Annotated in this window: 14 protein-coding genes and 1 pseudogene; 6 read left to right on the top strand and 9 right to left on the bottom strand. The window is 56.0% G+C overall.

The annotated features are described in order from the left end of the window. The first annotated feature begins 47 nt into the window (after positions 1-47). Positions 48-632, top strand: coding sequence for an NUDIX domain-containing protein (locus tag ACVV26_RS09030; RefSeq protein ID WP_474801081.1), 585 nt, complete (start codon positions 48-50; stop codon positions 630-632). A 45-nt stretch (positions 633-677) separates the two neighbouring features. Here the strand turns inward: ACVV26_RS09030 and ACVV26_RS09025 are convergent, their stop codons facing one another. Then, positions 678-1,550 (bottom strand): helix-turn-helix domain-containing protein, encoded by an 873-nt coding sequence (locus tag ACVV26_RS09025; protein ID WP_474801079.1) that lies wholly within the window; start codon positions 1,548-1,550, stop codon positions 678-680. Positions 1,551-1,727: 177 nt separating this feature from the next. Here ACVV26_RS09025 and celB point away from each other — a divergent pair, with 177 nt between their 5' ends. Genes celB through ACVV26_RS09000 form a run of 5 tightly spaced genes read left to right on the top strand, consistent with a single transcriptional unit; the run spans position 1,728 to position 6,080 of the window. Then, positions 1,728-3,011 (top strand): PTS cellobiose transporter subunit IIC, encoded by a 1,284-nt coding sequence (gene celB, locus ACVV26_RS09020; protein WP_312982729.1) that lies wholly within the window; start codon positions 1,728-1,730, stop codon positions 3,009-3,011. A gap of 14 nt (positions 3,012-3,025) precedes the next feature. Beyond that, positions 3,026-3,991 (top strand): glycosylasparaginase, encoded by a 966-nt coding sequence (locus tag ACVV26_RS09015; RefSeq protein WP_474801077.1) that lies wholly within the window; start codon positions 3,026-3,028, stop codon positions 3,989-3,991. Beyond that, the gene (locus ACVV26_RS09010) at positions 3,984-5,459 is read left to right on the top strand and encodes a leucyl aminopeptidase family protein (RefSeq protein WP_474801075.1); all 1,476 of its coding nucleotides are present in this window, start codon (positions 3,984-3,986) and stop codon (positions 5,457-5,459) included. Before ACVV26_RS09015 ends, ACVV26_RS09010 begins: the two co-directional genes overlap by 8 nt. Next, positions 5,456-5,767, top strand: coding sequence for a PTS sugar transporter subunit IIB (locus ACVV26_RS09005; RefSeq protein ID WP_474801073.1), 312 nt, complete (start codon positions 5,456-5,458; stop codon positions 5,765-5,767). Before ACVV26_RS09010 ends, ACVV26_RS09005 begins: the two co-directional genes overlap by 4 nt. Position 5,768: 1 nt before the next feature. Then, positions 5,769-6,080, top strand: coding sequence for a PTS lactose/cellobiose transporter subunit IIA (locus ACVV26_RS09000; protein WP_474801071.1), 312 nt, complete (start codon positions 5,769-5,771; stop codon positions 6,078-6,080). Positions 6,081-6,128: 48 nt separating this feature from the next. Here ACVV26_RS09000 and bglB read toward each other — a convergent pair whose 3' ends face one another. The 8 genes and pseudogenes from bglB to ACVV26_RS08960 form a co-directional block, all read right to left on the bottom strand. Continuing rightward, complete coding sequence (gene bglB, locus ACVV26_RS08995; RefSeq protein WP_474801069.1) at positions 6,129-7,268, bottom strand: beta-galactosidase BglB; 1,140 nt, start codon at positions 7,266-7,268, stop codon at positions 6,129-6,131. A gap of 4 nt (positions 7,269-7,272) precedes the next feature. Beyond that, the gene (locus tag ACVV26_RS08990) at positions 7,273-8,835 is read right to left on the bottom strand and encodes an MFS transporter (RefSeq protein ID WP_474801067.1); all 1,563 of its coding nucleotides are present in this window, start codon (positions 8,833-8,835) and stop codon (positions 7,273-7,275) included. Between the two features lie 279 nt (positions 8,836-9,114). Further along, entirely contained in the window at positions 9,115-9,507 is a 393-nt protein-coding gene (flhE, locus tag ACVV26_RS08985) for a flagellar protein FlhE (RefSeq protein WP_474801065.1), read from the bottom strand. Then, positions 9,507-11,585, bottom strand: coding sequence for a flagellar biosynthesis protein FlhA (flhA, locus tag ACVV26_RS08980; protein WP_474801063.1), 2,079 nt, complete (start codon positions 11,583-11,585; stop codon positions 9,507-9,509). Before flhA ends, flhE begins: the two co-directional genes overlap by 1 nt. Next, positions 11,578-12,729, bottom strand: coding sequence for a flagellar biosynthesis protein FlhB (gene flhB / locus ACVV26_RS08975; protein WP_474801061.1), 1,152 nt, complete (start codon positions 12,727-12,729; stop codon positions 11,578-11,580). Before flhB ends, flhA begins: the two co-directional genes overlap by 8 nt. 245 nt (positions 12,730-12,974) lie before the next feature. Further along, a complete protein-coding gene (locus tag ACVV26_RS08970; RefSeq protein ID WP_312982744.1) occupies positions 12,975-13,409 on the bottom strand; it encodes a hypothetical protein in 435 nt (144 codons plus the stop codon). Continuing rightward, on the bottom strand, positions 13,406-13,759 hold the full coding sequence (locus tag ACVV26_RS08965) for a tlde1 domain-containing protein (RefSeq protein ID WP_474801059.1): 354 nt from the start codon (positions 13,757-13,759) through the stop codon (positions 13,406-13,408). Before ACVV26_RS08965 ends, ACVV26_RS08970 begins: the two co-directional genes overlap by 4 nt. A gap of 10 nt (positions 13,760-13,769) precedes the next feature. Continuing rightward, positions 13,770-14,260: pseudogene (locus ACVV26_RS08960) on the bottom strand (Hcp family type VI secretion system effector). Positions 14,261-14,496 lie beyond the last annotated feature (236 nt).

The following is a 14,496-nucleotide window of genomic DNA, read 5'->3' as shown; positions in this document are numbered from 1 at the left end:
CACGAATGTGCGCGTTATTGTGCAACCTTACTGAGGGAGGTGGCAAAATGCAATCTGAACATTCACGAGTTCGTCTTATCGACAGTAAAACGCTATCCCATGACTGGTATCTGCTAAAGAAATACACCTTCGATTTTTTACGCCGTGACGGCAGCTGGCAACGGCAATACCGCGAAGCGTACGATCGGGGCAACGGTGCAACGGTGTTGCTGTATAACCGCGAAAAACGCAGCGTGATCCTGGTGCGTCAGTTCCGACTCCCGGTATTTCTCAACAATCATGATGGTTTTTTGCTGGAGGCCGCTGCCGGTCTGCTGGACAATCTTGACCCGGAAACGCGCATCAAGGCCGAAGCGGAAGAAGAAACCGGCTATCGGCTTGAAAACGTCCATAAAGTATTTGAGGCGTTTATGAGCCCCGGGTCAGTCACCGAGAAACTGCACTTTTTTATCGCCGAATATCACGCCGATCAGTTCACCGGCGCAGGAGGCGGTATTGAAGAAGAAGGTGAAGACGTCGAAACCGTTGAGCTGGGTTTTGATGACGCGCTAAGAGCGATTAAAGAGGGAAAAATCGTCGATGCCAAAACCATTATGCTGCTCCAGTACCTGGCGCTCGAAGGGGTGATGTGATCCGCAACACCCTTATTATCAGGTGCGTTGCGATCTCATCACCGCTCAACGGTACTGTTGCCAAAACTGGGTTGGCGTAAGGTCGCCCAGTTTTTTTTGCGGCCAGTGCTGGTTGTACTGCCTGCACAGCTGTTGCAGATACTCGTCGAGGCTTTGCCGATCGCTGGCCGGGATTAATTCCGCTAAGCGGCATTCCAGATGGAGGGTGATATCGGTAGTTTCATCGGCACTGACGCTCAGAGTTAACCCTTTTTCTGCGCACCATTCCTGGAGCGGGTATCCGTTTACCGCACCCATGCCGAACAATTTTTTATTTTCAGTCTCAACAGATTGTATATCACCCGGTGTAGCGCCCATCACTTCTTCAAGCCAGTGCGTCACCAGCTGCGGGGATGCACCTGCGTAAGCGCGGGCCGCCAGCCATCCGCTCACCGCCTCTTCTGCCCACAATACGTGAAACTCACCGCCATCCTGCGCCAACAGGCTGATACGACGATAAAAAATCCGTAGGTGCCCCGGCAAAAGACCGCCCTTGACCGCTTTTTTACCGCGCATAACGCGCGCGCCCAGCACATTCATATGAGCGATATCCGCCCGCCGCAGATAGCGATCCAGCCCCGCGCGGGAGACGGGCTGTTGCATTCCAGCATTCACTATTGTGACCAGCTCATCCAGCGGGACGGTAAAGGTTTGTCTCAGCCAGTTGATCACGGCGCTTTGTTCTGGTCTCAGGGCTTTGTGTATTGATTTCGGCGTGGTTGCCCGGTCCGTGGCATCGGTGCGCTTGCGCCAGCGGCGTACGGTAGAAACTGAAATACCCAGTTCCTGCGCAAGTTCCCGGTCGCTTTTAGCGGATTCCTGAATATAACGACGCACACGGGGAGTCGTGGTCGCGTTGGCATGAAGTTTAATTTCCACACTGATTTTCCTGCTCAGGAAATAAATTATCGGTATTTAATCATATGAGACTAGTTATGGGTAGCGGAAATGTTGTGAAGTGACGCAAATTTATGCCAAACGGTTTCGCTGATAATCGCCGCATTCGGCAGAGGTAAAAGCACGTGTTCATCATAAAAAATAATCACGGAGTACACCATGAGTAATGTCCTGGGATTTCTCGAAGCCAGATTGATGCCCCTGGCGGCAAAGGCGGCACAACAACGCCATTTGTGCGCCATACGCGCCGCCTACGTGTCATTTATGCCCTTTATCATCGTCGGATCGGTGCTGCTGATCGTTTCGTCGTTCCCAAATCAGCAGTATCAGCAGTTTATGACGCAAACCTTCGGTGCCACGTGGAGCAACATTGTTGAGATCCCCTTTAACGCCGTGTTTTCCACCATGTCGCTGTTTATCAGCTTCCTGGTCGCCTATCGCCTGGCAGAACACTATGAAGAGGACCGCGTATCCAGCGGCATCCTGGCGCTGGTGGCGTTTCTGATCCTGACGCCTTTTATCAAAGTCGAAGCGCTGGGCAATATCACCGTGGTGCCCACTGAGTGGATTGGCAGCAAAGGCCTGTTTGTCGCCATGATTGGTTCGCTGCTGTGGACCGAACTGTTCTGCTTTTTGAAGCGTAAAAATTGGGTGATCAAAATGCCCGAAGGCGTGCCGCCTGCGGTTCAGGAGTCTTTTGCGGCGCTGATCCCCGCGCTGACGGTGATCGTGCTGGTGCTGATTATCCGTATCGCTTTCGAACATACCTCGTTCAACACCATTCACCAGTTTATTTATCAGGTGGTTGCCACGCCGGTCCGCCATTTTGGCACGTCCTACATCGGCGCGCTGCTGACTGTGCTGTCGATTACTCTGCTGTGGTCGGTGGGCATTAACTCTGGCTCGATGGTAAACGGCATTATTCGCCCACTGTGGATGGAGAACCAGACCGATAACATCGCGGCCATTCAGGCAGGCGTCACCCCACCGCACATTATTACTGAACAGTTCTTCGACATGATCTGGATGGGCGGCGCGGGCGCCACGCTGTCGTTAGTCATCGCCATGCTGATTTTCGCGCGCAGTAAAAGTATGCGCGAAGTGGCGCGGCTGGGCGCGGGGGCGTCGGTGTTTAACATCAATGAGCCGATCCTGTTTGGCCTGCCGATCATCATGAACCCGATCATGCTGATCCCCTTCAACCTGGTGCCGCTGGTGCTGGTCACCGTGCAATACGTGGCGATGAAAATTGAGATGGTCGCGGTGACCACCGGCGTGTTTATTCCGTGGACGCTGCCGCCGGTGATCAGCGGGTTTATCGTCACCGGGCATATCAGCGGCAGCGTGATGCAAATTCTGAATCTTTTGATTGGCGCGATGCTTTATCTGCCTTTCCTGAGGATCGTTGATAAGCAGTACTGCGCGTCTGAAGCGCAGAAATAACACAGGAGACGGATATGTGGGGAATGATCGCAACGTGGCGTATGGCGCTGGAAGGTATTGTCCAGGCCAGCGATGCGCTGAAAAAAGGCGCGACGTCCGCCAGAGCGGTGGTCGATGCCGTTGCAGAGGTGGAGGATTTTCCCTTCTACAAATCGGTGGGCTACGGCGGTTTGCCGAACGAGCAGGGCGAAGTGGAACTGGATGCGGCGTTTATGGACGGCGATACCCTGGCCTTTGGCGCAGTGGGCAACCTGATCGACATTGCCAACCCGGTACGCGTCGCCCATGCCCTGAGCCGTCAGCGCTTTAACAGCCTGCTGGTGGGAGCGGGTGCCCGTGAATGGGCGTTGAGCGAAGGGTTTGCCGCCAAAACCATGCTGACCGAACGCGCCACCCAGCACTACCGCAAGCGCTGCCGGGAAACTATCGACCGGGGATTAAGCCCCTATGACGGTCACGACACGGTTGGCATGATCGGCCTGGATACCCAGGGTTCGATGAGCGTCGCCACCTCCACCAGCGGCCTGTTTATGAAACGCCGGGGACGCCTGGGCGATTCACCGGTGATCGGCTCCGGTTTCTACTGCGACAGCCAGATCGGCGCAGCAACCGCCACCGGCGTGGGCGAAGACCTAATGAAAGGCTGCGTCAGTTACGAGATTGTCCGGCGTATGGAAGGCGGCATGTCGCCCCAGCGGGCGGCAGATTCGGTGGTGCTGGAGCTGGAAGACAAGTTGATGGCGCGTTTTGGAAGAGTGGGTGACCTGTCGGTGGTGTGCATGAACCGGGACGGCGAATTTGGTGCAGCCACCAATATTAAAACCTTTTCTTTTGTCGTCGCGAATGAACACCTTCCACCAACGGTTTATCTTGCCGACAGGCGTGATGGGCAAACGTGCTATACCGAGGCGGATGAACAGTGGATGAGCGATTATGCGGCGCGCATCCGCGCGCCCATCGGAGACCCTCACTATGATTAATTCCCTTCTGACCCACGGGCCGCTGGCGGCACGTGATGACATGCATCTGGTCACGTGGCCGGACAGTTCTTTATTACAAAACGGCGAGATCGGCGCAGCGCTAAAAGAGGCGCTACGCCAGCAGGCAGCGCACAGCCTGGCAGATTGCGCCTTCGGCTGCGCGCCGTTTGGCCGGGTGACGGTCGTGCCTGAAAGCGACTGGCTGGATGGGCTGACGCAAAAACTGGCGGCAGCGCTACGCGGTCTTTGCCGCAAAACCACCTGCCCGCATCTGGTGCTGGATACCAGCCGCTGGGACATGGATGACAAAAAGCATCGCGCCATCGTGATTTCTTTGCTGCACAGCCTGTTTAATCTGGATTATCAGGTAAGCGATCTGGGATATAAAAAACCCGCCGATCGCGCCGTGCGCCTGAGCCAGTTGACGCTCTGGTGTTTACCCCATCAGCAAAACGCGCTGAGCGCCCTACTCACCCAGACCGCCGCCTGCGCCAAAGGGATGATTGCCGCCCGGCGTCTTGCGGACCTGCCTTCCGAACGATGCACCCCTGCCTTTATGGTCAGCGATATTGTTCGCCAGGCCGAAGATTACCCGCAACTGCGCTGTGAAGTGTTGGATGAGAACCAAATCCAGCAGCACGGCCTGGGCCTGCTGCACGCGGTGGGCAAAGGAGCCAGTAACCCGCCCCGGCTGTTGGTTATTCATTATGACGGCTGCGACGAGGGGCCGTTTGGCGTATACGTTGGCAAAGGCATCACCTTCGATACCGGCGGCTTATGGCTCAAGAGCGGCGAAGGCATGTACACCATGAAATATGACATGTGCGGCGCCGCCAATGTCTTTGGTCTGTTGGTAGCCGCGGCGGAACTTAAACTGCCGGTACGCCTGGTGGGCGTGCTGGCGCTGGCGGAAAACATGCCGGGGTCGGATGCGATGCGCCCCGGCGAGATTGCCACCAGCTATTCAGGCTTAAGCGTTGAAATTAACAACACCGATGCCGAAGGCCGCCTGGTACTGGCGGATGCTATCGCCTGGGCCGCCGCGCTGCGTAAAGAGCAGCAGTCCCCGCACTACATTATTGATATGGCCACACTTACCGGCGCGGTGGTGAAAGCGCTGGGTTATGACATCACCGGCCTGTGGAGCAACGATGCGGCGCTGACCCGCACCCTGTCGACGGCGGCGGAGCACAGCGGCGACAGCCTGTGGCCGATGCCGCTGGATGCCCGCTTTGCCCCGCAGGTGGAAAGCCGCATCGCTGATATTTGCAACACGCCGACCAACAATGCCGCCATTAGCACCTCCGCCGCCTGGTTCCTCAATCGTTTTTGCCCGGCAGAAATTCCCTGGGCGCATCTGGATATCAGCGGAACGGCGCTGTGGCGGGAACAGGGTTACAGCGTGGCGTCGGGCCGCCCTGTACCCCTTTTAATTCAGCATTTGCTCGAAACGGGAGAAGTAAAATGAAAAAGATCCTTCTGGTTTGTGACCTGGGGATGTCGACCAGCATGATGGTAAAGAAAATGCAGGACGAAGCACAGAAGCGCGGGCTGGCGGTCGAGATCTGCGCTAAATCGGTACGCGACTATAAAACCTGCGCCGCCGAATTTGACGTGGCGCTGCTGGGCCCGCAAATCCGCTATAAGCTGCCGGAGTGCGAAAAAATCGCCCAGCAGCACGGCAAGAAAATCGCCTGCATCGACATGATGGCGTACGGCACCATGAAAGGTGACAAAGTGCTCGATCAGGCGCTGGCGCTAATGGATGAGGCATAACATGGATCTTGAAAACGAGGTGATAGAACTGATTGCCAACTCCGGCTATGCGCGTAGTCTGGTTTTCCAGGCGATCCGCTGTGCCCGCGAGCAACAGGACTTTGCCCAGGCACAAGACTTAATGCACCAGGCCCAGGAAGCGCTGTCATCGGCGCATCATGTGCAAACCCGGCTGATTGAAATGGATGAAGGCAGCGGGAAGATCCCGGTGCATCTGGTAATGGTGCATGCCCAGGATCATTTAATGAATGCCATCATGCTGATGGAACTGGGCCAGGAAATTATCGCCTTACACCAAAAAGTGGCGGCTTAAGCGTATCGCGCGCCGGGCCTGATGCTGTCAGGCCCGGCTGTTATTGCCTTAGTAATAAGTCCGTAAATATTCCGTCAGGCAGAGTATCGCCATCGCCTGGCCATACGGCATCGAGGTCTGCGGGATATTGCGATAAAACGCCAGATCGTGCCCCATGCCGGTACCAAACGACACCTGTTGAAGCTCACCGTCGCGGGAGATATGCCTGACGATCCCGGCAATCGCGTTTTCCGCCACCTCGGCATAGCGCTTCGGCAGATAGCGCTGCCGAATCCCCTTGAGGATCCCGTAGGCAAAACCCGCCGTAGCGGAGGCTTCAGGATACGAATGCGGATCGTCCAGCAGGGTATGCCACAGGCCACTTTCATCCTGGCACTTCGCCAGCGCTGCCACCTGGTTTTCCAGCACCTGCACCAGATAACGGCGCACCGCGTTATTATCTGGCAGATCGACCAATTCGAGAAAATCGGGGATCACAATGGTCAGCCAGCTATTGCCGCGCGCCCAGCGCGCATGGGCAAAATTATGCCGCCCCTGGTAATTCCAGCCGTGAAACCACAGCCCGGTTTCGCGATCCATCAGGTTCTGCACATGCAGCAGGAACTGATAAGTGGCCTCTTCGACGTATTCGGGCCGGTTGAGTAATTTGCCGATTTTAACCAGCGGCAGGACGGTCATCATCAGGGTGTCATCCCACATCTGCTGATGATTCTCCTCGGCGAGGGTGATGTGCTGCATGCCGCCATAATCGGTACGCGGCATCTGGTACATCGCCCACTCGGCCCAGGTTTCCAGCCAGGGGAGAAATTCCGGGTTGCGCGTTTCCTCGTAGCGGTAAGCCAGCGTCAAAAACGGGGCCATGGTATTCACGTTTTTGGTGGTTGCTCCTTCGGCGAAGCGGTCGGCAAACCAGGCGTCGATAATCTGGCACATCCCCGCTTCACCTGTCTGGCGGTAATACTGCCAGATACCATATAGCCCGATGCCATGCGTCCACTCCCACCCGGCCCAGCCTTTGGTATCAATAACCCGCCCGTCATCCAGCCTCAGCAAAAACTGGCCGGTATCATCGTGAATATGAATCAGGTTATCGGTCACTTTATGGATCAGGGCTTTCAACTCCTCGCGGGAAATGATGCGCTCGGGCTGGCGCAGCAGCGAGCTGTGTTTTACAGGATAAATAATCATTCGCTTAACCTTGTTGGGAAGTAAGAGTTCGCGCAGCGGCGGACTTGTTACGGTTCAGATAGCCGATGTCGTTATTGCCCCACAGCGCCTCATACGGCATACCCGCCAGCATTTCGACGGTTGCACGCGCCTGTGGGGTAATGGCTTCCGGAACCGGGCGATTGGCAAGGCGCATTTTCGCGGTTTCTTCACGCAGTACGCTGTGGGTGTGCAGATTGAGTTTGAAGCGCAGGGAAATCAGGAAACCGCAGGCCAGCACAATCACCGTGCCGACGCTTAAAATCAGCAGGATAGTCTGGCTAACAGCGGACGGCTGGGTCGTCTGGCCGGAGACAAAGCCGGACATCTGCATCACGATCCCCACCAGCATTACCGCCCCCGCCTGCGATGCCTTGCGGGTCAGGGTCATAATCCCGGCGAAAATCCCTTCGCGCCGCTGCCCGGTGATCACTTCATCCACGTCGGCGATATAGGTGTAGGTATTCCACGGCACATAGTTGATGCCGCCACGCCCCAGCCCGGCGACGCCGGATACCAGCAACAGCAGCGCAAACACATCGCTTAACCCCGCATACCACAGCACGCCGTAGGAAATGGCGCTCAGGCCGAACAGTACTACTACCACCCGGTAAGACGGTGCCGGGCCAAACTTGATACACAGCGGGATCATGGCGATCACCGCGATAAATTGCATGATCGCCATCGCGCCCATCAGGCTGGAGGCCAGCGATGCGCTCTGCATCAATACAAACACCACGTAATACGTAAACACGGCGTTGAACACGTCCTGGGCGATGTACCCTCCCAGATACATCCCCAGATGCTGGCGGAAAATTTTAATCCGCAGCGTTGAGGTTAATTCGATATTCAGCCGCTTCATGCTTTGCAGGAACGTCAGGCTTTTCTTTTCCTGCTCCGCGCGCAACGCCGCTTCGGTCCACTCCAGCTGCGGCCGTTCCCAGGTAAAGCACCACACCAGAGTCAGTACCATGGCGCACAGGGTGGCAAATACCACGCTGGCGTAGAAAAAGGAGATGGCGTTGTCCTTACCGAAGATTGTTAACAGAATGCCCGGCAGGAAGGCGGCGAGGATTGCCGAGAGTTGGGCCATCGAGATGCGCGCGCCGGAAAACTTGGTTTTCTGTTTGAAGTCGTCGGTCATTTCCGGCACCAGCGTTTCATACGGCACCAGGATCATGGTGTAAACCACGTCGAAGATCAGGTACGTCACCAGGTAATACCCGTAGCCCATGCCGCCCACCCACATAAAGGTGTAGCTAAACACCAGCGGGATACCCAGCAGGATAAAGAACTTACGTCGTCCAAAGCGTTTGCCGAGCCAGGTCGAGCCGAAGTTATCGGTTAAAAAGCCCATTAACGGGCTGACCACCGCATCCAGCACCCTTGCCATTGCGAAGATAAACGTCGCCTCAACCGGCGTCAGGCCACAGAAGGTGGTATAGAAGTACAGCAGCCAGGCGGCGGTGAGCGCGGTGGTCCCTGCTCCCAGGAAATCGCCTGAGCCATAAGCCAGATAATTTGCCAGTCCAATTTTACGTTTTGTCATTGCCGTCAACCCGTTACAAGGAATAAGGGAGATTGCAAGTCACGGCCCGGTGAGGGGTCTGCATGAAATCTTTCATGCCTAAAGTAAAATCAGCGTCAGTGGGAAACCTTTGTGTTTTCGCCACGGTTTTACAAAAGGTGGCAATAACGTGAAGAACGCTCGTTTACATCACGTTTTTGTGAAACAACGGTTCGTTTTTATCGGACAAGTGTATTGAAATGGACAGAGAAAAATAAAACCCGCCTGGGCGGGTCTTACATTGTTTGGGGAAGAATGCCCCTAACGATAGTTGACGATCACCTGGTTGGATCGCACTCGCAGTACCGGGAACAGTTTACCGCCACCGGGGACTTCCCAGATAAAGCGCAAGGGTTCGCTGGCGGCGATGTTTGCGAAACCCTGGGTTGTCCCGCTCTGCCCTTCAATCGGCACACAGTGGTTTGCACTGCACAACCGCACCTGCAATCCAGCAGGCGTTGGGCCAGTAAGTTCATAGCGCCAGGCGACCAGCGTCATTAAACCGGATACCGGCTGCGAAGGAGCCAGCGGCGGTGATGAGACTGCCTGGCCGCGCCAGCCCAGCGTGGCCCCTACCGCGCTGCTCTGCCATGCGCCTTCTGCCGCAAGGGAAAGCAGCGGCGCGAGCAACAATAATCCCGCCAGTACGCGCATTATTTACCTCCGATAATCGCCGTCATGCGGATGTTACGGTTCTCCGACAATTCCATATTAGAGAGCACCACCAGCTGCGACAGCGTGCGGCGCAAAAAGCGCGACAGCAGCGGGCGCAGTGCATGGTTTACCAGCAGCACCGGCGGCGCGCCCAGCATCTCCTGGCGCTGCAACGCTTCCTGCGCCTGCTCAAGCAGGCGATCCGCCAGCCCCGGCTCCAGTCCGCCGCCGCCCTGTAGGGCCTGCAACAGCAAACGCTCCAGCGCGGTATCCAGGCCAATCACCTGCACTTCCCCGCTACCGGGGAACCACTGCTGAGTGATGGCGCGGCCCAGCGCTACGCGCACCACGGTGGTCAATTCATGGGGATCGTTCTGCAACGGCGCATGTTCCGCCAGGGTTTCGATAATGGTGCGCATATCGCGGATCGGCACTTTTTCGGCCAGCAGGCTTTGCAGCACTTTATGCAGCGTAGTGAGGGTGATCACGCCTGGCACCAGATCTTCGGTCAGCTTCGGCATATCCTGTGTTACGCGGTCAAGCAGTTGCTGCGCTTCCTGACGGCCAAACAGTTCCGGCGCATACTGGCCGATAAGATGATTAAGATGGGTCGCCACCACGGTACTGGCTTCCACCACGGTAAAGCCCTGGATCTGCGCCTGTTCTTTCAGGGCGCTTTCAATCCAGATTGCCGCCAGACCGAAGGCCGGATCGATGGTTTGCTCGCCTGGCAAGGTGCCTGCGGCGGTGCCAGGGTTAATCGCCAGCCAGCGTCCCGGATAGGCGTCGCCGCTGCCGATTTCCACGCCCTTCATCAGAATGCGATAGCGCGCCGGGGGCAGATCCATATTGTCGCGGATGTGCACTACCGGCGGCAGGAAGCCCATATCCTGGGCGAATTTCTTACGAATACTGCGGATGCGGCCCAGCAGTTCGCCGTCCTGCTGGAAATCCACCATCGGAATCAAGCGGTAGCCCACTTCCATTCCCAGCGGATCTTCCAGTTGAACGTCGCTCCAGGTGGCTTCCACCGCTTGCGGATTTTCTGGTTGTTTAACCTGCTGCGGCGCGGGAGCTTCGGCGGTTTCACGACCGCGCATCCACCAGGCCAGGGCCAGCAGCGCCACGGTAAACAGCAGGAACACCAGGTTCGGCATCCCCGGCACCAGCCCCAGCAGCCCCAGAACGGCGGCGCTGAGCAACATCACGCGCGGGTTGCTGAACAGCTGGCCGACCATCTGCTCACCGACGTCCTGATCGGTGCTGACGCGGGTCACGATCACGCCTGCGGCGGTTGAAATCACCAGCGCCGGGATCTGCGCGACCAGACCGTCGCCGATAGTCAGCAGCGTGTAGCTTTCCGCCGCCTGTGCCATCGGCATGCCGTGCTGAATGACGCCAACCAGCAGGCCACCGACAATGTTAATCACCATAATCAGCAGCCCCGCCACGGCATCGCCGCGCACGAACTTACTTGCACCGTCCATCGAGCCGTAGAAATCCGCTTCCTGGGTCACTTCGGAACGGCGTTTTTTGGCTTCTTCTTCCCCGATAATGCCGGCGTTCAAGTCGGCGTCGATCGCCATCTGTTTACCGGGCATCCCGTCCAGTACGAAACGCGCCCCCACTTCCGCGATACGCCCGGCACCCTTGGTGATAACCATAAAGTTAATGATCACCAGGATGATAAACACTACGATACCCACCGCGAAGTTTCCGCCCACCAGGAAGTGGCCGAAGGCTTCGACCACTTTACCCGCCGCCGCGCCGCCGGTATGGCCTTCCATCAGGATGATACGGGTGGAAGCAATGTTCAGCGCCAGGCGCAGCAAGGTGGTGAACAGCAGAATGGTCGGGAAAGCGGCAAATTCCAGGGTGCGCTGGGTGAACATCGCCACCAGCAGCACCATGATCGACAGTGCGATGTTGAAGGTAAACAGCAGGTCGAGGACGAATGCCGGTAACGGCAATACCATCATCGACAGGATCAGCATGATCAGAACCGGCCCGGCCAGAATCTGCCATTGGGTTGTTTTCAAATTGCTGGGCAGGCGCAGCATCGCCACCAGATTAGCCATCGGTGTCCTTCTCGTTCATAAAGTCCAGCGCCTCAGGCACCGGTAAGTTTTGCGGTTTTTTGGGGATCAGTCCGCCAGCCATGCGCCAGCGTTTGAGCTGCCATACCCAGGCCAGCACTTCCGCCACGGCGGCGTACAGTTGACCGGGGATCTGCTGGCCGATTTCGGCGTGACGCCACAGCGCACGCGCCAGCGGCGGGGCTTCCAGCATCGGAATACGGTGTTCGTTGCCAATTTCGCGGATGCGTAACGCCACCAGGCCTGCGCCCTTCGCCAGCACCTTCGGCGCGCTCATTTTGTTTTCGTCGTATTTCAGCGCCACGGCGTAGTGCGTGGGGTTGGTCACGATCACATCTGCTTTGGGCACGTCCGACATCATGCGGCGGCGCGCGGCAGCGCGCTGCTGCTGGCGGATGCGCCCTTTCACGTGCGGGTCGCCTTCCTGGTCTTTAAATTCGTCGCGGATATCCTGGCGGGTCATGCGCAGTTTTTTGATATGGCTATAGATTTGCCAGAACACGTCAAACCCAACCATTGGGATCAGGCCCAGCACGATCAGCAGGCCGCACAGCGCCACCAGATTGAGGGAATTACTCAGAGCAGCGACGGGCGCTTCGCTGACCAGCCGCAGCATTTCGGGCCAGTTATGCATCAGATACCAGGCCGTGACGCTGCCTACCAGCGTCGCCTTTAACACCGCCTTGACCAGTTCCGCCAGCGCCTGAGAGGAAAACAGCCGTTTGATCCCGGCGATGGGGTTGAGTTTGCCGGGGTTAAACGCCAGGGATTTGGCGCTAAATAACACGCCGCCCAACATCATGGGCGCGGCGATCGCCACTAGCACCAGGCCGACCAGCAGGGGTAACAGCGCCAGCAGCGCCTGTTGGATCAGACTGCTGATTTGGCTCACAATAAGTCCGGGATCGTTGATAATACTGTGATCGAAATGCAGGCCAGCCGTGAGCATCGCCGCCAGTTTGCGGGCGACAGGCTCCCCGCCGATCCACAGAATGCTGATCCCCACCAGCAGCATCAGCAGCGAGGTCAGTTCACGGGAACGGGGGATTTGCCCCTCTTCACGCGCCTTATCAAGTCGGTGGGGTGTGGGGGCTTCTGTTTTTTCCTGGTCGCTATCTTCAGCCACAATGGAGATTCCGTAATGTCATGCGTCCATTATGCGCAACGACACCCGGATTCAATCGCCGGAAAAGCGGAAGGAAACGCGAGGAATTCAGGATTTAAATTAAGTCATGCTTGTATTGCATGCCCTGCGCCCGATGCAGAAAAAGTACTTCTTAGATCTGCGAGATTTACACTTTTAATATAATCAGCCAGAGCAAGAGCGTGTGGAGGGATTACCCAGCCATAACATTGGCCGGGTAACGTATCTCACTGGGTCTTTCTGATTTTATCTGCGTTCAGTTCTTCCCAGGACGCCTCAAGGATCCAGAGACACTGAGCGCCATCGTTCGTCGTCAGAAGTGCATGGCGTGTACGCTGATAAAATACCTCAACCTCTGCCGGTGTTTTCTCGGTCGGTGGCGAACAAACGATATCGGACCCAATCATATGCGGCCACTTACCAGCATCAATTCTGCGAAGGGTTTGTAGTGCGGCGGTCGGGTTATTCGACAGTGCCGTAGCCAGCGCATCCTCAAGCTCCTGTGCCTGCTTAACATCGGCAATTTTTGCCAGCGCCGGGGTCCGCTCTAACCAGCCCGCATCACCTGCTGCCACTTTTTGCAACGCTATGGGCCAGTCTATCTCGGCAGCAAATAGCGGAAGCGCCAACCCCGCCAGCAGTAGTACGGTCAGTCGCATCATCGGACAACCTCCAGATTCCCCCCATCTCGTAAGATTTTCCGACGTGTCGATAACGAAAGAATAATACAGCCCTCAGAAGCAAACCCCGCCGGACCATGAACACGCTCGCCATGTATACGGAAATCTGAGCGACCAAACGATTCCCCGGAGATTTGCTCCAGAATTATTGTCACCGGTCCCTTTGAAGTTGAGTGTCCGGCAATTTTATAGGTCCCACGTGGCAATGGACCAAGTCCCTTAACATGCTGGCGGTCGGGGTTGTTTTTATTGGTAAGTGCGCCGGAGTAGCCTGTCTCTACTAGCTTGCAGTCGTCATACATTTCGCCGGTCGACTGATGATAAGTCCACATATTGTTCTCCTTACGCAGTTAGGCGTTCGTTCCAACTATCTGAATGAATTATGTTGCCGTCTACATAACGCCAGGTGATTTTTCATACAGTAGCTCAACCAGTTCCATATGATTATGCTTCTCATAGTTGGGGTCTTTAATGTCCATCATCATCGGGCAGACACTGACAATTTTCACGCCTTCCATGAGGGTGGAAAAATATTCCTCTTCCAGACCGGCATCGTTAATACGGTAATATTTTACCTCTGCTGATTTAAGTTTCTGACCTGTGGTCACAGCCTTATAAATATAAGGACTGGAAGCATCGACCTCCTTGTCAAATGAGAAGGGGAAATGAACGCGAAGGCTGGTTGCCTTGCCGTTGTGCTTATCAGTAGGTTGCATTACGCCATGATTGAGTCCGTTTATCTGAATGCTCCCTTCCCGCCCCAGGATGTCGACAGAGCCTTTGATCTCTGCTCCGCCTTCATCTTTAAGCCATAAATACACAGGAATTGCCATTGTTTAAAAATCCATTTAAAACAGTAATTAAAACAGCCTGTTACATTCACCAGTAATGCTGTAGGCACACAGCAACGGCTAATTAACATACCGTTCGCTTTTAACGGCAACAGCGAATTGTTCTTAATTTGATAAGAATAAAAAAAGGGAAAATAAGGCAGTGTCTTACTGGGCAATTTTCTACTAAAGCAATTTATCCCGGATTTTGCCGAATCAGTGACTGATCGCCTCCATTG

The organism is Atlantibacter sp. MEI4A-1023, assembly GCF_056155425.1.
The sequence above is the reverse complement of the archived record's forward strand: the minus strand, read 5'-3'. Positions and strand labels throughout refer to the sequence as shown.

Bases quoted from the DNA above. Each gene is read 5' to 3' on its own strand.
- ACVV26_RS08965 (WP_474801059.1), bottom strand. From the start codon at position 13,759: ATGTGGACTTATCATCAGTCGACCGGCGAAATGTATGACGACTGCAAG.
- ACVV26_RS09005 (WP_474801073.1), top strand. From the start codon at position 5,456: ATGAAAAAGATCCTTCTGGTTTGTGACCTGGGGATGTCGACCAGCATG.
- flhA (WP_474801063.1), bottom strand. From the start codon at position 11,585: ATGGCTAATCTGGTGGCGATGCTGCGCCTGCCCAGCAATTTGAAAACA.
- ACVV26_RS08970 (WP_312982744.1), bottom strand. From the start codon at position 13,409: ATGATGCGACTGACCGTACTACTGCTGGCGGGGTTGGCGCTTCCGCTA.
- ACVV26_RS08990 (WP_474801067.1), bottom strand. From the start codon at position 8,835: ATGACAAAACGTAAAATTGGACTGGCAAATTATCTGGCTTATGGCTCA.
- bglB (WP_474801069.1), bottom strand. From the start codon at position 7,268: ATGATTATTTATCCTGTAAAACACAGCTCGCTGCTGCGCCAGCCCGAG.
- ACVV26_RS09000 (WP_474801071.1), top strand. From the start codon at position 5,769: ATGGATCTTGAAAACGAGGTGATAGAACTGATTGCCAACTCCGGCTAT.
- ACVV26_RS09010 (WP_474801075.1), top strand. From the start codon at position 3,984: ATGATTAATTCCCTTCTGACCCACGGGCCGCTGGCGGCACGTGATGAC.
- ACVV26_RS09015 (WP_474801077.1), top strand. From the start codon at position 3,026: ATGTGGGGAATGATCGCAACGTGGCGTATGGCGCTGGAAGGTATTGTC.
- celB (WP_312982729.1), top strand. From the start codon at position 1,728: ATGAGTAATGTCCTGGGATTTCTCGAAGCCAGATTGATGCCCCTGGCG.
- ACVV26_RS09030 (WP_474801081.1), top strand. From the start codon at position 48: ATGCAATCTGAACATTCACGAGTTCGTCTTATCGACAGTAAAACGCTA.
- flhE (WP_474801065.1), bottom strand. From the start codon at position 9,507: ATGCGCGTACTGGCGGGATTATTGTTGCTCGCGCCGCTGCTTTCCCTT.